17 protein-coding genes and 2 pseudogenes are annotated in these 19,618 nt (G+C 69.5%); 6 read left to right on the forward strand and 13 right to left on the reverse strand.

Annotated features, from left to right (window positions below):
* The first annotated feature begins 610 nt into the window (after positions 1-610).
* Positions 611-2,296 (forward strand): ribonuclease J, encoded by a 1,686-nt coding sequence (locus tag AAW14_RS30585; protein WP_265567593.1) that lies wholly within the window; start codon positions 611-613, stop codon positions 2,294-2,296.
* A gap of 213 nt (positions 2,297-2,509) precedes the next feature.
* Here AAW14_RS30585 and AAW14_RS30590 read toward each other — a convergent pair whose 3' ends face one another.
* Entirely contained in the window at positions 2,510-2,998 is a 489-nt protein-coding gene (locus tag AAW14_RS30590) for a GNAT family N-acetyltransferase (RefSeq protein ID WP_265567595.1), read from the reverse strand.
* A 166-nt stretch (positions 2,999-3,164) separates the two neighbouring features.
* On the opposite strand from AAW14_RS30590, the gene AAW14_RS30595 reads away from it, so the two are divergent.
* On the forward strand, positions 3,165-3,413 hold the full coding sequence (locus tag AAW14_RS30595) for a hypothetical protein (RefSeq protein ID WP_265567598.1): 249 nt from the start codon (positions 3,165-3,167) through the stop codon (positions 3,411-3,413).
* 394 nt (positions 3,414-3,807) lie between these two features.
* Here AAW14_RS30595 and AAW14_RS30600 read toward each other — a convergent pair whose 3' ends face one another.
* The 4 genes and pseudogenes from AAW14_RS30600 to AAW14_RS30615 all read right to left on the reverse strand — a co-directional run bounded on the left by AAW14_RS30600 (position 3,808) and on the right by AAW14_RS30615 (position 6,735).
* The gene (locus AAW14_RS30600; protein WP_265567600.1) at positions 3,808-4,050 is read right to left on the reverse strand and encodes a DUF5302 domain-containing protein; all 243 of its coding nucleotides are present in this window, start codon (positions 4,048-4,050) and stop codon (positions 3,808-3,810) included.
* Between the two features lie 212 nt (positions 4,051-4,262).
* Positions 4,263-5,678 (reverse strand): DEAD/DEAH box helicase, encoded by a 1,416-nt coding sequence (locus AAW14_RS30605; RefSeq protein WP_265567602.1) that lies wholly within the window; start codon positions 5,676-5,678, stop codon positions 4,263-4,265.
* A 690-nt stretch (positions 5,679-6,368) separates the two neighbouring features.
* Positions 6,369-6,515: pseudogene (locus AAW14_RS30610) on the reverse strand (integrase); the annotation flags it as partial.
* A 25-nt stretch (positions 6,516-6,540) separates the two neighbouring features.
* Positions 6,541-6,735, reverse strand: a complete 195-nt coding sequence (locus AAW14_RS30615; RefSeq protein ID WP_265567604.1) for a hypothetical protein — start codon at positions 6,733-6,735, stop codon at positions 6,541-6,543.
* Between the two features lie 397 nt (positions 6,736-7,132).
* Here AAW14_RS30615 and katG point away from each other — a divergent pair, with 397 nt between their 5' ends.
* Complete coding sequence (gene katG / locus AAW14_RS30620; RefSeq protein WP_265567606.1) at positions 7,133-9,325, forward strand: catalase/peroxidase HPI; 2,193 nt, start codon at positions 7,133-7,135, stop codon at positions 9,323-9,325.
* A 376-nt stretch (positions 9,326-9,701) separates the two neighbouring features.
* On the forward strand, positions 9,702-11,153 hold the full coding sequence (locus AAW14_RS30625; RefSeq protein ID WP_265567608.1) for a purine-cytosine permease family protein: 1,452 nt from the start codon (positions 9,702-9,704) through the stop codon (positions 11,151-11,153).
* Between the two features lie 46 nt (positions 11,154-11,199).
* On the opposite strand, the gene AAW14_RS30630 is transcribed toward AAW14_RS30625, so the two are convergent.
* Together AAW14_RS30630 and AAW14_RS30635 are read right to left on the reverse strand one after the other, a co-directional pair.
* The gene (locus AAW14_RS30630) at positions 11,200-11,406 is read right to left on the reverse strand and encodes a hypothetical protein (RefSeq protein ID WP_265567610.1); all 207 of its coding nucleotides are present in this window, start codon (positions 11,404-11,406) and stop codon (positions 11,200-11,202) included.
* Positions 11,393-11,644: a DUF6400 family protein gene (locus tag AAW14_RS30635; RefSeq protein ID WP_265567612.1), complete on the reverse strand. Its 252-nt coding sequence runs from the start codon at positions 11,642-11,644 to the stop codon at positions 11,393-11,395. Before AAW14_RS30635 ends, AAW14_RS30630 begins: the two co-directional genes overlap by 14 nt.
* 159 nt (positions 11,645-11,803) lie before the next feature.
* Between AAW14_RS30635 and AAW14_RS30640 the strand changes: the two genes are divergently transcribed.
* A complete protein-coding gene (locus AAW14_RS30640; RefSeq protein WP_265567614.1) occupies positions 11,804-12,034 on the forward strand; it encodes a hypothetical protein in 231 nt (76 codons plus the stop codon).
* A gap of 25 nt (positions 12,035-12,059) precedes the next feature.
* Here AAW14_RS30640 and tatA read toward each other — a convergent pair whose 3' ends face one another.
* From tatA to AAW14_RS30670, 6 genes and pseudogenes are all read right to left on the reverse strand, one after another.
* Positions 12,060-12,356 carry a Sec-independent protein translocase subunit TatA gene (gene tatA / locus AAW14_RS30645; RefSeq protein WP_265567616.1) on the reverse strand — a complete coding sequence of 99 codons (297 nt, stop codon included), beginning with the start codon at positions 12,354-12,356 and terminating at the stop codon, positions 12,060-12,062.
* 165 nt (positions 12,357-12,521) lie between these two features.
* Positions 12,522-12,881, reverse strand: coding sequence for an ArsR/SmtB family transcription factor (locus AAW14_RS30650; RefSeq protein ID WP_265567618.1), 360 nt, complete (start codon positions 12,879-12,881; stop codon positions 12,522-12,524).
* A 662-nt stretch (positions 12,882-13,543) separates the two neighbouring features.
* Positions 13,544-14,119 (reverse strand): annotated as a pseudogene (locus AAW14_RS30655) (TerD family protein); the annotation flags it as partial.
* A gap of 183 nt (positions 14,120-14,302) precedes the next feature.
* On the reverse strand, positions 14,303-14,956 hold the full coding sequence (locus tag AAW14_RS30660; RefSeq protein WP_265567619.1) for a hypothetical protein: 654 nt from the start codon (positions 14,954-14,956) through the stop codon (positions 14,303-14,305).
* A 277-nt stretch (positions 14,957-15,233) separates the two neighbouring features.
* A complete protein-coding gene (locus AAW14_RS30665) occupies positions 15,234-16,472 on the reverse strand; it encodes a PP2C family protein-serine/threonine phosphatase (protein ID WP_265567621.1) in 1,239 nt (412 codons plus the stop codon).
* Between the two features lie 105 nt (positions 16,473-16,577).
* Positions 16,578-18,470: an ABC transporter ATP-binding protein gene (locus AAW14_RS30670; protein ID WP_265567694.1), complete on the reverse strand. Its 1,893-nt coding sequence runs from the start codon at positions 18,468-18,470 to the stop codon at positions 16,578-16,580.
* A gap of 150 nt (positions 18,471-18,620) precedes the next feature.
* Between AAW14_RS30670 and AAW14_RS30675 the strand changes: the two genes are divergently transcribed.
* Positions 18,621-19,583 carry a lysylphosphatidylglycerol synthase transmembrane domain-containing protein gene (locus AAW14_RS30675; protein WP_265567623.1) on the forward strand — a complete coding sequence of 321 codons (963 nt, stop codon included), beginning with the start codon at positions 18,621-18,623 and terminating at the stop codon, positions 19,581-19,583.
* The last annotated feature ends 35 nt before the right edge of the window (positions 19,584-19,618 follow it).

The raw sequence follows: 19,618 nt of genomic DNA on the forward strand, positions 1-19,618 counted from the left end.
CCCCTGCTCACACCCCCAACACCCCGGCCCACACCCCCAAGACCCCGGCCCACACCCCCAAGACCCCTGCCCCCGCCCTCACCCCGGTGCTGCACTCTCCCGCGCAGCAGGCCTGACACACCCCGGACCGAGCGTGGAGCCCTGTTCGAAAGGGGTGACGACGGCCTGGATGCGAAGGACGTCTGCCAGGCACGCGGCTTCGGGACCGAGTTCCACCACACCGAGAACACCCGTGCAGAGCCGAACGCCTCGTCGGCCGATGTTCAACAACGGACGCTGCGTGCAGCAGGGGCCCGTGCGCCGTGCGGCAGCATCGCGGCTGCTGCACGGCCGGGGCCGGCCCGCTACCCGCGCAGGACCTGTGTGCCGGCCGACCCATGCAAATGCAGGCGGGGTGCTCACCGCCCGCGCGACCCACGAAGCCACCCCGGCACCCGCGGCGGTCGCTGTGGCTTCGGATGCCCTCCTGTCCTGGGGCCGGGGCAGGAGGCAGATGAGACGGTTGCCGACCTGAGCGCCAGTACGTCTCCGGCGTCGGGTCGTATCGAGCGCTCGTTGGATCACACAGGCAGTGGATCACCCTGTCCCGCTCTCCGGGTACCGTCAGGGTATGAGTCATCCGCACCCCGAGCTGAAGGCCGCACCGCCCCTTCCCGAAGGAGGGCTGCGGGTCATCGCCCTGGGCGGCCTGGGCGAGATCGGCCGCAACATGACCGTCTTCGAGCACGCGGGCAAGCTGCTCATCGTCGACTGCGGTGTACTGTTCCCCGAGGAGACCCAGCCCGGTGTGGACGTGATCCTGCCGGACTTCACCTCGATCCGGGACCGGCTGGACGACATCGTGGCCGTGGTACTCACCCACGGCCACGAGGACCACATCGGCGGCGTGCCGTACCTGCTGCGGGAGCGGTCCGACATTCCCGTCGTCGGCTCCAAGCTGACGCTGGCGTTCCTGGAGGCCAAGCTCAAGGAACACGGCATCCGGCCGCGCACGGTGCGGGTGCGGGAGGGCGACCGGCGTGGCTTCGGGCCCTTCGACTGCGAGTTCGTGGCGGTCAACCACTCCATCCCCGACAGCCTCGCGGTCGCGATCCGCACCCGGGCCGGGATGGTGCTGCACACCGGCGACTTCAAGATGGACCAGTTCCCTCTCGACGACCGCATCACCGATCTGCGCGCCTTCGCCCGCCTCGGCGAGGAGGGCGTGGACCTGTTCCTCACCGACTCCACCAACGCCGAGGTACCTGGCTTCACCACCTCCGAGCGTGAGCTGAATCCGGCGATCGAGCAGGTGATGCGCACCGCGCCGCGCCGGGTCATCGTCTCCAGCTTCGCCAGCCATGTGCACCGCATCCAGCAGGTCCTGGACGCCGCCCACCAGCACGGCCGCAAGGTCGCCTTCGTCGGCCGGTCGATGGTGCGCAACATGGGCATCGCCCGTGACCTGGGCTATCTGAAGGTCCCCTCCGGTCTGGTCGTGAGCACGAAGGAGCTGGAGAAGCTCCCGGACCACAAGATCACGCTGGTGTGCACCGGCTCCCAGGGCGAACCGATGGCCGCGCTGTCACGGATGGCCAACCGCGACCACCTGATCCGCATCGGCAAGGGCGACACCGTCCTGCTCGCCAGCTCCCTCATCCCTGGCAACGAGAACGCCATCTACCGGGTGATCAACGGACTCACCCGGTGGGGCGCCCACGTGGTCCACAAGGGCAACTCCAAGGTGCACGTCTCCGGGCACGCCAGCGCCGGCGAACTCGTCTACTGCTACAACATCGTCAAACCCCTCAACGTCATGCCCGTGCACGGCGAATGGCGCCACCTGCGGGCCAACGCCGACCTCGCCATCCGTACCGGTGTCGACCCCGACCGGGTCGTCATCGCCGAGGACGGCGTCGTCGTCGACCTGGTCGACGGACGCGCATCCATCACCGGCAAGGTCGCCGCCGGCAACGTCTACGTGGACGGCATGGAAGTCGGCGGCGCCACCGAAGCGTCCCTCAAGGACCGCCTCACCCTCGCCGCCGAAGGCGTGGTCACGGTGGTGGCGATCGTCGACGCGGACACCGGCGCCCTCGCCGAGGCCCCCGACTTCCTGGCCCGGGGCTTCGTCCACGACGACGCCACCTTCGAGCCGGTCATCCCCGTCATCGAGAAGACCCTGGCCACCGCAGCCGAGGAAGGCGTCGGGGACGCACGCCAACTCGAACAACTCCTCGCCCGCGCCGTGGCGAACTGGGCTTTCCGCACCTATCGCCGCAAGCCCCTCATCATCCCCGTCATCATCGACGCCTGATCCATAGCCCGGCAGCACGGTCCCCGTTCCGGCCGCGGCCCCGCCCGCGACGGACTCCCCGGGCGGTGCCGCCGCACGCCTCTTCCAGATCGTCGGCCTCGGGTGAGGGAGAGGCCGCCGACGCAGGCGATCCCCTCGCCAGGGCAGAGACGACGGCACACACGGAGCGCGCCATGCAGGCGAAGCCGGTGCCCTGCGAACCGGCATACCGCGTCATTCCGAAGGAATGCGAAACTCGAATTCGGGACGGTCCCACAGGACGGCGGGCGGGTTCGCGAGGGCGGTCCCGATCCGTACTGCGCCGACGCGGTGGTAGAAGTCCTCGGCGGGAAGGTGCGACACGACCATGACACGGTCGAGCCCGGCGGCACGGGCCTCGGATTGCATGTGCGCGACGAGCAGTCGTCCAATACCCCGTCCTTGCGCTTCGTCGGCGACGAACAGCAGGTCGAGCTCCGGTGGAGCGAGGACGAGCGAGTAGAACCCGAGGACCCGGCCTCCATGCTCGTCGGAGGCGACGGCTACGTAGGCGCAGTGGGCCTCAATGTAATCAGGGCCGACCCGGTAGCCCGCGACTGCGGCTGCGTACTTGCCCTCGTAGGCGCCTGAGCCACGCACGAGCCGTGTGAGCCTTTTGGCATCCCGCGCGACGGCCCTCCGTATGGTGATCGGCTGACTGATCGGGGAAGTGCGTGAACTCATCGGGAGAGTATTTCGCACCGGGGGGTGCCTTCGTTCGGAGGGGTCGGCTGCTCGGGCAGGCGTTCCTGCACCGCTCTCGGGAACCACTCGTCAGGCCCCGCCCTGGTCCTGTCCGGTACCGTCGGCAGCGCGCTCAGACAGGGGAGCCGGAGCGCTCATCAAGGCGTTGCGCGAGCGGCGCCAGTCCGTCCGTGCCCTCGCTGGCTGCTCCCGTCTGGCCGACCTCCTGGAGGCAGAGCCCGATCTGGAAGCCCTCAGCCTCTACCCGCATCTTCTCGCCTGGGACCTGGCCCAACTCATGGCCGACAAGAGCGCGCTACCCGTGATCCTGCTGGACACCTTCGAGGACACCGGCGGCCGCACCCACCGTGACTTCAAACGCCTGCTGCGGCGCATCATATGGCTCTACGCTTGACCGAGTGCCTTTTCATCCGGGCGTCCCCCTCCGGGGCGACTTCGCACTCCGGCCACGCCCCTGACTCAGGACGGCGTCTCCCAGGGCATGGTCGTGCTCATCGTCGAGACAGCGGCGAACGGCCATGCCCACAGGGAACGCGCGGAGCAGGCAGCAGCTACGTCCTGGCCACCGTGCAACGTCGGCGTCTGGACGTCCTGGCCGGAATGACAGTGCGGCGGCGCCACCGACCCGAGCCAACCGCAGTGGGCCACTCCCACAGGCGAGACCCCCGGCTACGGCTCGCCCGCAACGCGCACAGGGGTATGCGCACGTTGCGGGCCACTGCACGGGGCGCGCGAGTGGGTAGCGCTCAGAGTGCTGGTGAAGCGGCCGGATCCCGGAGCTGATCGACTCAGCCGCCGCTCTTGCGCCTGAACGATCGCTGGCTCGCAGCCGGGCCGCGCGCCGCACGCACTTTCGACGCATTGGGGTTGGCGGCAGCATCGGCGGCGTCCGCCTGCGCACCGCGCTTGCGCGCCAGGGCTTCGCGGAACTTGTGCTTGAGGTCGTATTTGCCGTCGCTGTCCGGCGCCAGAGAGGACGTCTCCGGGGCAGCCGGTTCCGAACCTTCCGTAGATTCGGGCTCTGCGGTCATGGTGGTCTCCTGGGTTCGGGGGTGGGCAAGCACAGCTTGTCATGCCGGGCGCAGTGCGGGGCGCCGGCAACATCATCCTGCTCCGTTCCGGCGGGTATCCCCGTCGCGGTCGAGGGCGCTCGCTTCGTAGGTGGAGGCACAGGACGGGCTTCGGGCCGGGCCGAAGGTTGTCGAGCCCGGGGCCAGGACATTCGCTGCCAGGGCAACGGCTCTCAGCGGTTGCGACGCACGTGGGCGGCCTTACGGGCCTCGGCGAGCTTGCGGGCCTCGCCGGCCCTCCGGGACTTGCCGCCGGCGCCGCGGGAGGTGTCCTTGCCGGTGCCAAAGCCCCGGAAGGGAGCGCTGGTGTTCCTGGGCCGGGGGACGGCGAGCCCGCCGTCGAGCGGGATCCCGGAGGGAGCCTTGGCGCCGGTGATCCGGCTCAGCTCCGCCTCGCCCGAGCGCACCTTGGTGACGGTCGGCTCGATGCCGGCCGCGGCCATCATGCGGCTCGTCTCGCGGCGCTGGCCCGCCAGCACGAGCGTGACCACGCTGCCGGACTCACCGGCGCGGGCGGTGCGGCCCGCCCGGTGCACATAGTCCTTGGGGTCGGTGGGCGGGTCGACGTTGACCACGAGCTCGAGGTCGTCGACGTGCAGGCCACGGGCCGCGACATTGGTCGCCACCAGAACGGTGATCTGGCCGTTCTTGAACTGCGCCAGCGTCCGTGTGCGCTGTGGCTGGGGCCTGCCGCTGTGCAGGGCCCCGGCGTGCACCCCGCTGGCCCGCAGATGCCGGGTGAGCTGGTCGACGGCGTGCTTGGTGTCGAGGAACAGCAGTACGCGGCCGTCGCGGGCGGCGATCTCCGTGGTGACGGCGTAGCGGTCAGGGCCGTGGACGACCAGAACGTGGTGCTCCATCGTCGAGACGGTGCCCGCGGACGGGTCGACGGAGTGGACGACGGGGTCGTGGAGGTAGCGGCGGACCAACTGATCGACGTCGCGATCCAGAGTGGCCGAGAACAGCATCCGCTGACCGTCGGGGTGCACCTGGTCGAGCACGTCGACAATCTGCGGCAGGAATCCCAAGTCGCCCATCTGGTCGGCTTCGTCCAGCACGGTGATCCTTACCCGTCCCAGGCGGCAGGCGTTGCGCTCGACAAGGTCGTGCAGGCGTCCGGGGGTGGCGACGACCACCTCGGCTCCCTGGCGCAGCGCGGCGGCCTGCCGGCCGATCGACATGCCGCCGACGACCGTGGCCATCCGCAGCCGCAGTGCCTCGGCGTACGGCGCCAGCGCCTCGGTGACCTGTTGGGCCAGCTCCCGGGTGGGCACAAGGATCAGAGCGAGGGGCTGCTTCGGTTCGGCGCGCCGCCCGGCCGTACGTGTCAGCAGCGGCAGGCCGAAGGCGAGCGTCTTGCCCGATCCGGTGCGCCCGCGTCCGAGGACGTCGCGCCCCTCCAGGGCATCGGGCAGTGTGGCGGCCTGGATCGGAAAGGGTTCGCACACCCCGATTTCGCTCAGTGTCCGCAGCACTTCCACCGGCAGTTCCAGGCCAGCGAAGGAGACGGCCGGCGGCAGCGCCGGGGTCGTGGCCCCGGGCTGGGCGGGACCGCCGGGAGCGATGCCGGAGTCATCGGGATGCTTCATGAACAGCCTTCCGCAGGGGAACGTACCGAGGAAGGCCCGGCAGGATTGAACAGCCCACGCCCAAGCGGAACCGAACGTGCAGAATTGCCCACCGCGACGACCACGCAAACGCGTGACACTAACACAAGGCATGACATCGCGCCGTGATACCGATCGCCCGTCCCGCGCCGGTGACCCGACGCGGCACGACAACCCTTCCGGCATACCTGGTCCAGGCCTCCCACTCACGGAGATCCGCCGACGCATCAGCGGGGTGACCGCCCCAGTTGCTTGCCTGCAAAAGGGGCTTACTCACCGCGAGATCGTGACCGCCTGAGGCTGCGTCGCGAACGGCCGGAGTGGCATTCCTCGGTTCGCAGAGGCCAAGCGCGCCCGTCCGGTCCACCACGGCGGGCGGCGTGTCGTTCTACGGCACGAGTGTGCGGGTTCCCGTCTCACTGGACCGGAATCAGTGGCCACCGCACATAGGAGAGTGAGCAGTTGCAGCAGCTCGTCCTACTTCCCACCTCCTGATCGGTGCGGGTTCGGGGCGGCCACGCAGTCCGAGGAACCGCGTCGTCCAAGACCCGGACTGTTCCGGGCCGACGATCCCGCCAAAGCTCAGAGCGGCACCGTCCACTCTGGCCAGCGACGTGTAACCCCTGTACCACCTGCAGACGAAGAACCTGCTGTTCCCCGGAGCCGACGGAATCAGGCTGCTTCCCAGTGGCCGGCATCCAGGATGCGCGCCGCCTTCGTGATACTCCCGGGCATCAGATGCCGGTGGGTGCGATACGTCCCCCCGATAGACTTGCGGCCCATCCATTCCGCCACGTCGGTGATCGGTATCCCGTTCCCCGAGCGCGCAGGCCGCAGCCCACCGTCATGACGATCTCAAGCGCGAGGGAAAGACGCCGAGGTCGGCAGCGTCGAACGACACGTGATGCAACCCGCCACCGGTCCGCTCCAGAAAACGGTTGAGCGACGTGTCGGCGGCACTGCGCGGCGAGACGACCTCGAGCATGAGTCCCCAGGACGCACGGATCCAGGTCCAGCGGGCGTCCAACGCGTCGTCCAACAGATGACGATCAAGATGGACGACTGCTCACTCAGGCCGTTCGTCATTCCTGATCGTTCGCCCACTGGTCGAGGCGTGCCACGCCTTACGGCCGCCACCAGCCAGGCTCCTCCGGCGAGTCCCGGGGCTGTCGTATTCGATTCGGCTTGCGTCGGAAATCGGCACGGGAGCAGAAAGGTCGCCCTTTCTCTCACGTCTGTCATGCGGGGTGCTCTGCGTGTTTCATAGAGGTGTGGTCTGCGGTGCGCGACCATACGGACCGGCACAGCACATTTTCCAGCCGGTGGGCGCCATGGCGCGCTGATTGTGTGGGTCGACGTGCTCGACACCGGCAAAGCCAACGACGTCAAGAGCGGCAGCCGACAGAAGGAACACCGAGACAGGAAGAAGGACGGGCATGTCCGGCAGTGAAAGCGAGAATCCAGCAATCCCTTCACCGACGCCCACGCCGACTCGGCGGCCCAGGACCAACCGGGACTGGTGGCCGAATCAGCTGGACCTTCAGGTTCTCAACCAGCACTCGCCCCGATCCAACCCGATGGACGAGGACTTCGACTACGCGGAAGAGTTCGCGACCCTCGACGTCGATGCGCTGAAGCGTGACCTCTTCGAGGTCATGACGACATCCCAGGACTGGTGGCCTGCCGACTACGGTCACTACGGGCCGCTCTTCATCCGGATGAGCTGGCATGCCGCGGGAACGTACCGCATCGCGGACGGCCGCGGCGGTGGCGGCAGCGGCGCACAGCGCTTCGCCCCCCTCAACAGCTGGCCGGACAACGCGAGCCTGGACAAGGCGCGCCGTCTGCTTTGGCCGGTCAAACAGAAGTACGGCCGGAAAATCTCCTGGGCCGATCTTCTGGTCTTCGCCGGTAACTGTGCCATGGAATCCATGGGGTTCAAGACGTTCGGGTTCGGCTTCGGACGAGAGGACATCTGGGAACCGGAGGAGATCTTCTGGGGGCCCGAGGACACATGGCTCGGAGATGAGCGCTACAGCGGCGACCGGGAACTCACCGGTCCTTTCGCCGCCGTGCAGATGGGACTGATCTACGTCAATCCGGAGGGGCCCAACGGAAACCCGGACCCGATGGCTGCCGCCCAGGACGTTCGGGAGACGTTCGGGCGCATGGCGATGAACGACGAGGAGACGGTCGCACTCATCGTCGGCGGCCACACTTTCGGCAAGTGTCATGGCGCGGTCGAAGCCAGTTATATCGGCCCGGAACCCGAGGCCGCCCCCATCGAGCAGCAGGGCCTCGGCTGGCGGAACACATACGGCAGCGGCACGGGCCCGCACTCGCTCACCAGTGGTCTGGAGGGCGCATGGACCCGCGAGCCGACCAAGTGGGACAACGGGTACCTGGACAATCTTTACGGCTACGAGTGGGAGCTGACGAGCAGCCCCGCCGGCGCCCACCAGTGGACCCCCTCGGATCCCGCGGCCGGGAACACCGTGCGCGACGCCCATGATCCGTCGAAGCGGCACGCCCCCATGATGCTGACGACGGACCTCGCGCTGAAGGTGGACCCGGTCTACGGCCCGATCACGAAGAGGTTTCACGAGAACCCGGACGAGCTCGCGGTGGCGTTCGCCAAGGCGTGGTACAAACTGCTGCACCGCGACATGGGACCCCTCTCTCGTTACCTCGGCCCGTGGATTCCCGAGCCGCAGCTGTGGCAGGACCCTGTTCCCGACGTCGAGCACGAACTCGTCGGGGACGAGGACATCGCTGCCCTCAAGAGCAGGATCCTCGCCTCGACCCTTTCCATCTCCCAGCTGGTCACCACCGCCTGGGCGTCGGCGGCAAGCTTCCGCGGCACCGACAAGCGCGGCGGGGCGAACGGGGCACGAATCCGGCTCGCGCCGCAGAAGGACTGGGAGCTCAACGACCTCCCCGAGGTGACCGAGGTACTGCGCACGCTCGAGCGGATCCAGCAGGACTTCAACCTCTCCCGATCCGGCGGAACCCGGGTCTCCCTCGCCGACCTGATCGTCCTCGGCGGGTGCGCGGCCGTCGAGCAGGCCGCGAGGAACGCCGGGTACGACGTCACGGTTCCGTTCGCACCGGGGCGTACGGACGCCTCGCAGGAGCAGACCGACGCGGCGGCATTCGCCGTGCTGGAGCCCAAGGCGGATGCCTTCCGCAACTACCTTCCGGCGGGCGAGAAGCTGTCGCCGGAGACCCTCATGCTGGACCGCGCCAACCTGCTGACGCTGACCGCTCCCGAGATGACGGTGCTGATCGGCGGCATGCGGGCCCTGAACACCGGCTTCAAGGGATCACCCCACGGTGTCTTCACCCACCGGCCGGGAATCTTGACCAACGACTTCTTCGTCAACCTGCTCGACATGGGCACGGAGTGGAAGACGTCGGCTACGGACGAGAACGTGTTCGAAGGCCGGGATCGCGCCACCGGCGAGGTCAAGTGGACCGCCACTGCCGTCGACCTGATCTTCGGTGCGCACTCCCAGCTCCGAGCCGTCTCGGAGGTCTACGCGTCCCAGGATGCGAGAGAGAAGTTCGTACGTGACTTCGTGGCAGCGTGGAACAAGGTGATGAATCTCGACCGGTTCGACCTCGCCTGAGCCCGGCGTCCCGGCCCGCCCTCATCGGCCGCCCTGGACGTGGCGAAGTGTGGCACTCTGCGGTGCTGAGCCAGATGCCTGCGTGAGCGGGTCCGCTCCACAACGTTGTCTGCTCCTGGGTCCGGCGGCTGGAGGGGGTCGTGAGCATGAAACCGATGCCGGCCTCCTGGCCGCCGTCAAGGCCGACGTTCCAGGACCGTTTGGCGGCGATCGGACGTTTGCACTCTCGTTACGGTCCGCCGGACCCTGCGCGGTGCCTGTCGCCGTGCTCCCGGTACGAATCACCGTTTGATCGGCCATATTGCGACCGGTTTTGACCAGTGGTGATCTGGAGATGAATCCGGCCACAGTAGCGGGTCAGCACCCGGGAGGCACCGTGACCACATCAGCACAACCGAGGGTGTCGGGGCTGGAGATCCGGTCCATCGACTATGTCCCCCTGGACGAGCGGCACGGCAAGCTGTGGCATCTGGGGCCACTGTGGTTCATGTCGAACGCGCAGATCGCCACGCTGGCGGTGGGGCTGATCAGCATCACCGGGGGCGGCAACCTGGTCTGGTCGCTCGTCGCGATCGTGGCGGGGACCGTCGTCGGCACGTTCTTCATGGCCTTCCACTCGGCTCAGGGCCCACAGCTGGGGCTGCCGCAAATGATCCAGTCGCGGCCCCAGTTCGGTTATGTCGGGGCCCTTCTGGTGTGGCTCTTCGCCTATGTGCAGTACGCGGGTTTCAACGTCTTCAACACCATCCTCGCCGGGGACGCCCTGCACACCACCCTGCACGGAAGCGTCGAACTGTGGGTGGTCCTGGTGACCGTGGCCGCCCTCCTCATCGCGCTGGTGGGCTATGACGTCATCCACCGCGCCGAGCGCGTCCTGACGTACACCTTCCTGGTCGTCTTCGGGGTCTTCACCGTGGGAGTCCTGGTCAACCTGCACTATCCGCCGGGCTCCTTCGACCTCGGCGGCTTCAAGTGGACCCCGTTCCTCGCCCAGTTCGGCGTGGTGGCCGGCTACCAGATCAGCTGGGCCATCTACGTCTCGGACTACTCGCGGTACCTCCCGCCGGACGTGACCGTCCGCAAGACCTTCTACTGGACCTACTTCGGGTCGGCGCTCGGCGGCATCTGGCTGATGGTCCTCGGGACACTGCTCGCCGCATGGGCGGGCAAGGACTTCGACACGATCCGCTCGATCAAGGACGCGGGGGACACGGTGTTCGGCGGCTTCGGCGCGATCGTGCTGTTGTTCGCGGCGCTGGGCCTGGTGTCCGTCACCGCGCTCAACATGTACGGCGGGTCACTGACGCTCATCAGTGCCATCGACTCGTTCAGGAGGGTGCGGCCGACGCTCGCCGTACGGCTGGTGACCATCGGGCTCACGGCGGCGCTGTCCTTGGCCGGCGCGCTGGCCGCGACATCCCACTTCCTGCAGAACTTCAACAACTTCCTGCTGCTGGTGCTCTATCTGTTCATCCCGTGGACCTCGGTGAACCTCATGGACTACTACGTCGTGCGCCGTGGGCACTACGCCATCGCCGAGATCTTCAATCCGCGCGGCATCTACGGCCGCTGGGGCCCGCACGGAATCATCGCGTATCTGGTGGGGTTCGCCGTCATGGTGCCGTTCTTCTCCGTCGACAACCTCTACGTCGGTCCCGCCGCCAAGGCACTCGGCGGAGCCGACATCTCCCTGTTCGTCGGGCTGCCGGTCGCGGCGCTGCTCTACTGGCTGCTGACCCGGTCGATCGACGTGGAAGCGGAGAAGGCGCTGGCCGAGGTTGAGGCCGAGGGACTGGAACGGGCGGCGCACGAGCATCGCGAACCATGACGGCCCGCACCACGCAGGGGCCCGGCGAAGCCCTCCGCGCCGATGGTCAGCCGGACGTGTCCTGGGACCAGACGTGGGTGCAGTTCGGGCACTGCAGGTGGACCACGTGTGCGACGTTGCCCAGCAGATACCGCCAGTGGTGGCGGCAGGTGCGTCCCGAGCGGCAGATCTCGCAGTCCTCGTGATCCCCGCACTGAGGGCAGGGCAGCCAGGCCCGGCGCGCCTTGTCGGCGGAGGGATCAATCGGAAGCATGGCCGTCCCGGAGGTGGGCGGGAAGCACTCCGGCGGCCACGAGGCGGTCGTAGATCTCCTGCTGCCGGTCGTCGAGGCCGGAGTAGAGCATGCGGTGCGCCGCGTCCTCCTCCGCCAGCGCCGCCCCCGGGTCCCAGTCGGGTCCCATCGCGGCGAAGAACTCCGCCCGCCGACGGGCTTCGTCACGGGTGAGATCCATCTCGAATATGTGATGGTCGGGGGTGCTCTCGTGGGCCATGAGCGGGCTTCCCTGCATAAAACGGACACCTATTCGACATTTCTATCAGGGATGTCCGGATTTCTGGACCCAGCTGGCGGGAGACCCTGGTCACGTGCGACGAGGGCATGGGCACCGAAGAAATACTTCAATACTTGCGTAACTGCTAAAGTATCGACCATGGATGCGAGCAGCACGACGGGTCCGGAAAGCGCGACGCTTCACGGAGGCCCCGCGGACGGACTGCGCGTACAGGTCACCCATCGGCCGAGAGCGCTCCAGGTCACCTACCCCTGCGAGCTGAGCTCTCCGCCCGGCGGCATGCGGGCGGAGGCACTGTACATCTACCGCCGGGACCTGAAGGTGCAGACCGAGCCCCTGCGGTACGGCTTCGACGCCGCAAGCCCCTGACCGGGGGCGCGGCATGCTCGGGGACTTACCCGGCCGTAGTGCTCTCCGTGGTGGAGCGGGCCGACGCGGCTTCCCCGGGAGCGCCCTTGATCACCCGCTGCGCCGACTGGTCGGCCGCCTCACCGGACGGGGCGGAGGTGGAGGTGGAGGTGGACGGCTGACCGTCGCCGTCTTCCTTCATCGCCTTCGCCTCGCTCTTGAGGATGCGCATCGACTTGCCGAGCGCCCGGGCGGTGTCCGGCAGCTTCTTCGAACCGAACAGCACGATGAGCACGATCGCCACGATCAACAGGTGCCACGGTTCCAGTCCGTTGCGAAGCATCCCACTTTGTCCCTTCTCTTCAGCGGGCCTCGGCAACAGCCGGGCGTCTACCACCATCCGTGACGGTTACCACTTTGCGCAACAGTACAAGCGTTTGATTTCGCCGATCGTCCCCCGCACGGGCCGACGGCCGGGGAGTCCGTGGCGGCGAACCCTTCTCCGGCCTCACCCACGGCCGACCCGCACCCCTGGGGGTTCCTCGGTCCGCGCCGCCAACTGCCCGACCATCCGCCGCACCACGGTCACCACGTCGGGGTCGTCCACGTAGTACACCTGCCGTCGGCCTTCGCGACGCGACCGTACGAGGCCGGCGAGCCTCAGTTTCGACAGGTGCTGGCTGACGGCGGGCAGGGCTCCGCCCACCCGGTCCGCGAGATGGGTGACATCGCTCTCGCCGCGCGAGAGCACCCACATGATGTGCAGGCGCGCCGCGGAGGCCAGCAGCCCGAAGGCCGCGGCCGCCTCGGCCAGCACCTCGGCGGGCGGGTCCTCGAAACGATCGGTCTGTGCTGCCACAGCGTTCATCTCCCGTCCCGCCCCACGAGGTCGACCGTGCCGTTGGCGCCGGCCGGCGCACGGAGCGCGGCCGGGCGCCAACGAGACGGTACCCGTCAGTCCTCGTCGTAATAGTTGTTGACGATCACTTCCGGTTCGTCGTCGCTGAACGCCTCGTTGAGGAGTGCTCCGCCGACGAGGCCCGCCGCACCGGCGCCGATGAGCGCTCCCGTTCCGAACCGGCGGCCGCCCTGATCGTGGTGATGGTCCACGGGCTGGGCCGGGTAGCCCTGCTGCGGGTAGCCCTGCTGCGGGTAGCCCTGCTGGGGGTAGCCCTGCTGAACCGGTGCCGGATAGCCCGCCTGCGGATAGCCCTGCTGGGGCGGCGTGTAGAACGGCGGTGGCGTGGTCTGCACCCGCTGTGCGCAGTTGCCGCACGCCTGGATCGGCCGGGGTACGCCCCACTGCGGGGACCACGTCACGGACGAGATGCCGGGGCCGTGGCTGGGGTCGAAGAAACACGTCACGGAAGAACTCCCTGTCGGTTGCGGTGGTGCGCCGACCGTCGGCACCTGCGGTACGACGACGGTCGGAGTCGGTGGGGTGACGGGCTGCGCATACGCCGCGGGGGCGGATGCGGGTACCTCGGCCTTGACGGCGGCGGGCGGTGCGGATCCCGCGGCGTCGCGCAGGACGTCGACGCCGTAGTCGGTGGCGATTCCCGCCAGGCCGGTGGCGTACCCCTGGCCCACGGCACGGAACTTCCACTCGGCTCCATGGCGGTACAACTCGCCGAAGACAAGCGCCGTCTCCGCCGCGAAACCCGCGGTCGCGAGGTCGTAGCGGGCGAGTTCGGTGCCGCCTTCGCCGTCGAGGACGCGGATGTGGGCCCTGCGAACCTGGCGGAAACTCTGGCCGCGGACCTGGGCGTCGTACAGGGACACCGGGAAGACGATCTTCTCGACCTGGGACGGGACCCGGACGAGGTCGACCTGGATCCGCGTCCTGTCCTCTCCGGCGGGCGGAAGGTCACCACCGCCGGACAGCCGGACCGAACCGTCCGGGCTGCTGAGGTTGTTGAAGAACACGAAGTGCCGGTCGGACAGGACGGTGCCGGATCCGTCGCACATCAGCGCACTGACGTCCAGTTCGCAGTCGCTTCCCGGGGTGGAATCCGTCTGCCAGCCCAGCCCGACCGTCACGGCAGTCAGGCCGGGGGCCTGCTTGCTCAGCGACGCGTTGCCGCCCTTGGTCAAGGGGACGCCCATGGGACTCCTCTGCTCCTGCTCGGCCCACCTCGTTCACCTGGAACGACGTGGCCTCCGCCGTTACGGTTCCTCGATTGCGCAATCAAAAAAGTAATCGATGGTCGGCAACCGCGCTCGTATTGCAGCACCGTAGAAGGAACCAGGTGGGCGCCGCCGGACGGGAGGAGACACGCCGGACCCTGGTCAACGCACGGGGCGTCCGCCTGGCCGGCCCGTCCGGCCCGCCTCGATGCGGCCGAGCAGGAAGGGCAGGATCCCACGTTCCAGCAGGGCCAGTTGCCACTCGTTCCATGCCGTGCTCACCTCCGGCCCCGGGGCGGCGGAGGCGCCGTCCTCCGCGGGGCGGTTGCGCGCGGCCGCCCTCAGCAGCCAGACGCCGTCGCCGATCGCCGCGCCGACGGTCACGGCCGCGGCGATCAGCCCGGCGGTGATCAGCCCGCCGCCGACGTAGGGACGGTCGTCGAAGGCGCGCAGACCGAACCCGGTCAGGAGGAACACCGTCGCGGAGACGGCCGACAGAGTCGGCACCAGGACGGCGAGCGTCGGCAGCAGCCCGCCGGACTCGCGCCCGTCCGCCGTGTCGGAATCGCCGGGATCCGGTCGGCCACCGCGCCTCGTGGCCCTGGCCCTCGCGTCGAGATACTCGCGGTACTCGATGTCCGCGGCGGCCACGATGGCGGTGCGGGCCTCCAGCGCCCGGGTGCGCAACTGCTCGCGATTCAGTGATCCACCGGAGCCCTGGAGGGCGTCGGCGACCTGCTGGGAGTCCAGTGCCCGGTCCAGAACCCAGTCGAAAGCGGCGCGGACCTCCGACTGCGACGGCGCGGGATCGAGCATGTGGCCCCCCAATGGACGAAGCCGCGGCACCCGCCGACGTGTGCCGGTCTGCCGCGATCGAGTGCGGTCGGAGGATGGCGAGTGTAATAGTTCCCGACTTGCGCAACCTTTAAAAGATTCCACGACAAGCACGGCCGGACCGTGGTACCGCCGCCTGCCGGACACCAACTCGCGGCCGGATCAAGGGCGTTCCACCAGATGCCGCGGTGCCGGGCCGGAGGCGCCGACGTGACCGCCGGGCAGCGGACGCGCAGGGCCCCGTCACCGACGCGGGCCCTCACAGCCGGACGATGACCAGGGCGATGTCGTCGCGGGCGCCGCCGGCCACACCCAACTGGGCCAGCAGGACGTCGGCCATGCGTTGCGGGCTGAGGGTGCAGTGGCGGCCGAGGATGTCGGTCAAGCGGTGCAGACCCGCCTCGATGTGCTCACCGCGGCGCTCGATCAGCCCGTCGGTGTAGAGCACGAGGGTGTCCCCCGGGCGGTAGTTCTGGCCGGCCTGGGGACGGGGTACGTGCTCGGGACGGGCGCCCAGCGGAGGGTCGGTGGCCTGCTCCAGCAGTTCGCACGTGCCGTCCAGATGGACCAGCGCCGGGGGCGGGTGACCGGCGTTGCTGTAGATGATCAGCTGACTGCGGGGGTCCACCAGCGCGTTGACGGCGGTGGTGTTCAGCGCGCCCTCGACCGAGCGGGCGTACAGGCCCAGCACCTCCAGAGCCTGGGCGGGCCGCGCAAGGGTACGGGTGGCCGCGCTCAGCGCGCTGCGCAGCATCCCCATGACGGCGGCGGCCTCGAGGCCGTGTCCGACCACGTCGCCGACCGCCACCGCGAAGCGGTCGTCCGGCAGGTCCGCCACGTCGTACCAGTCGCCGCACACGTTCAGCGAGCCGGTGGCCGGCAGGTAGCGCACCGCGACGTTCTCGTGCCGTGCCAGGTCGGGAGCCTGGAGCATGGCCTCCTGCAGGGTGACGGCCACCTGTCGCTCACGGGTGTGGGCCTGCCGCAGCTCGTCGTTCAGCAACTGCAGCTCGCGCGCCCGCGCATACAGTTCGGCTTCCAGGGCCTCGCGCTCGGAGAGCTGCTTGGGCGCGCGCCAGTCACGTGCGCCATGGGTCTGGATGTACGCGCTCACGTCCTCCACCCGGTGGATGATCCATGCCACGTTCCCGTCGGCTCCGAGGATCGGCGTGTTGGTGGGAGACCACCACCTCTCCTCGAACGCACCGTCGCGCCCGACGATGGGGATGTCGTACTTCTGGAGGGCCATCGTGTCGGGCTCCCGGGAGACCAGGACCCGGTGCAGCGAGGCGTTGAGGTTCCGTACCCCGTCGGCCTCGGGGTCGGCGGGGTTGTCCGGGAAGGCCTCGAAGATGTGCTGGCCGATCAAGTCGTCCCGGGTGCGCCGGGTGGCGTCCAGATAGGCCTGGTTCACCTCGGCGATGGTCAGGTCGGGGGCCAGCACCAGGTAGGGGCTCGGTGTGGCGGCGAAGAGCGCCGCGTAGTCCATCCGTGCCATCCTCGTCACCGTGTCCCTTTCCGCCCTCCCCTGACTCCGCCCCTTCACGCTACGAGCCGCCCGGGTCCGACGCCCACCGCGACTGGGCGGCCGCCGCGCGCCGCCCTACGCCGCCTCCGGCTCGGGCGTCGTCCGGGACACCCCCGTCTGCTCGAACTGCGTGCGGTACAGCTCGGCGTACCGCCCGCCCGCGGCCAGCAGCTCCTCGTGCGTGCCCCGCTCCACGATCCGGCCGGACTCGACGACAAGGATCGCGTCGGCGGTGCGGACGGTGGACAGGCGGTGGGCGATGACGACGGCGGTACGGCCCTCCAGCGCCTCCGTCAGGGCCTCCTGGACGACCGCCTCCGAGGTGTTGTCCAGATGGGCGGTGGCCTCGTCGAGGATGACGACGCGCTGCCGGGCGAGCAGCAGGCGTGCGATGGTCAGACGCTGGCGTTCGCCGCCGGACAGACGGTAGCCGCGCTCCCCCACGACCGTGTCGAGGCCGTCGGGCAGGGAGCGTACGAGGTCGTCGAGGCGGGCCCGGTGCAGGGCGCCCCACAGCTCGTCCTCGCTCGCCTCCGGTCGGGCCAGCAGCAGGTTGGCCCGTACCGTGTCGTGGAAGAGGTGGCCGTCCTGGGTGACCATGCCGAGGGTCTCGCGCAGGGAGGCGGCGCTCAGGTCGCGCACGTCGACGCCGCCGACGCGCACGGCGCCCGCGTCCACGTCGTACAGCCGTGGGAGCAGTGCGGCGACGGTGGACTTGCCCGCGCCGGAGGAGCCCACGAGCGCGACCGTCTGCCCCGGTTCGGCGCGGAAGGTGACGCCGTGCAGGACCTCGGCGCCGCCGCGCGTGTCCAGGGTCGCCACCTCCTCCAGCGAGGCGAGGGAGACCTTGTCGGCGGCCGGGTAGCCGAAGCGGACGTTCTCGAACTCCACCGTCACCGGCCCGTCGGGAACCCTCCGCGGATCCGGCTTCTCCTCGATCAGCGGCTTCAGGTCCAGCACCTCGAAGACGCGCTCGAAGCTGACCAGGGCGCTCATGACCTCGACCCGCGCCCCCGCGAGGGACGTGAGCGGTGCGTAGAGCCGGGTGAGCAACAGGGCCAGCGAGACGATGGACCCCGGCTGCAGGGTGCCGCGGAGGGCGAACCAGCCGCCGAGGCCGTAGACCAGCGCGAGCGCCAGGGCGGAGACGAGGGTCAGCGCGGTGATGAACGCAGACTGCGCCATCGCCGTGCGCACGCCGATGTCCCGCACCCGCCGGGCCCGCGCCGAGAACTCGGCGGACTCGTCGTCGGGCCGCCCGAAGAGCTTCACGAGCGTGGCGCCGGGCGCCGAGAAGCGTTCGGTCATCCGGGTGCCCATGGCGGCGTTGAGGTTGGCGGCCTCCCGCTGCAGCCGTGCCATCCGGCTGCCCATCCGCCGGGCCGGGACCACGAAGACCGGCAGCAGGGCCAGGGCGAGCAGGGTGATCTGCCAGGACAGGGTCAGCATCACGGCGAGCGTGAGCAGCAGCGTGACCAGGTTGCCGACGACGCCGGACAGGGTATTGCTGAACGCGCGCTGGGCGCCGATGACGTCGTTGTTGAGACGACTGACCAGCGCGCCCGTACGGGTACGTGTGAAGAACGCGACCGGCATGCGCTGCACATGATCGAACACAGCCGTCCGCAGATCGAGGATGAGGCCCTCCCCGAGTGTGGCCGACAGCCAGCGCCCGAGGAGCCCGAGTGCCGCCTCGGCGAGCGCGATGAGGGCGATCAGCAACGACAGCCGTACGACTGTGCCCTGGTGCCCGTGCGACACGATCGCGTTGACGACGCGGCCGGCGAGCACGGGGGTCGCGACGGCGAGCAGCGCGGTCATCACGCTGATCAGGACGAACTGTGCGATGCGGCGGCGGTGCGGCCGGGCGAACGCGCCGATGCGGCGCAGTGTGGATCTGTCGAAGGCGCGGCGCTCCTGCTGCGCGTTCATGACGCTGTGCAGCTGGTGCCAGGCGGTGGTCTCCATGCTCATGAAAGAGACGTTAGAACCTCAAGCTTCGTTGAGGTCAATGCGCGGCGGGCGGACCCGGGTCCCCCCATGGCTTGCCCCGCACGTCAGCCGCCGTCCCCACGCCCGCAACCTCGCGTTGGCGCGGCGCGGAGAACCTCTCCGGATGTGACTGCCGTACGTCTCCCCCTGGGACTCCCCAGACGTGTTCCGGTCCGCCAGATCCTGTGCCTGGTCCCGCTCGCCCTGGTGCTCGCGGTAGCGGTGCATCACCGGTCCGTGCTCGCGGAGGGTTTCGGCCGGCTGGAGTCGGCCGAGTGGCCGTGGCTGGCGGCCGCCGTCGGCGCGACCTGTCTGACCTGGGTCGCGGCCGCCTTCACGCGGCAGGGCGCGGTGATGCAGCGGCTGCCCGCATGTCGGCTGCTCGCCACGCAGTTCGCGGCGGGCGCGGCCAACCACCTGCTGCCGACCGGTCTGGGCGCGAGCGCGGTGAACCTGCGCTTCATGACGGTGTGCGGGGTGCCGCTCGCCCGCTCGTCGGCGGCGCTCGCCCTGTACATGCTCGCCGAGTCGATCACCCGGACCGTGCTGCTGCTGGCCCTGCTGCTCGCCTTCCCGGACGCCCTGCACACCGGTGGCCTGGTGCCCGCCTCGGCGACGGGGCCGGTCCTGCTCGCGGCGGCCGGGGCGGTGTGCGTCGCGGTCGCGGTCCTGCTGCTGGTCCGGCGGCTGCGTACGGCGGTGTCGTCCTTCCTGCGCACGGCGCTGCGCGAGGCCCGCTCGGTGCACACGCGCCCCGCCCGGGCGCTCGCGCTGTGGGGCGGTTCGCTGGCCTTCCCGGCGCTGCAGGCGGCGGGACTCGCGGCAGTGGGACAGGCGTTGGCGCTTCCGGTGCCACCCGTGCGCATGGCGGTCGCGTATCTGGCGGCGACGCTCGCCGTGGCCGCCGTGCCCACCCCCGGCGGTATCGGCTCGGTCGAGGCGGCCCTCGTCGTGGCCCTGGTCGCGGCGGGCGGCCCGGTGGCCGTGGCGACGGCGGTGGTCCTGGCGTACCGGATCATCACCGTGTGGCTGCCGCTGCTGCCGGGGGCGCTGACGCTCGGGGCGCTGGTGCGGCTGAAGGTGATCTGATCGCGGACACGGGCCGTACTCGGGAGTAACCTCGG

The sequence above is a fragment of the Streptomyces hygroscopicus genome (assembly GCF_026168105.1).
GTDB classification, from domain to species: Bacteria; Actinomycetota; Actinomycetes; order Streptomycetales; family Streptomycetaceae; genus Streptomyces; species Streptomyces hygroscopicus_D.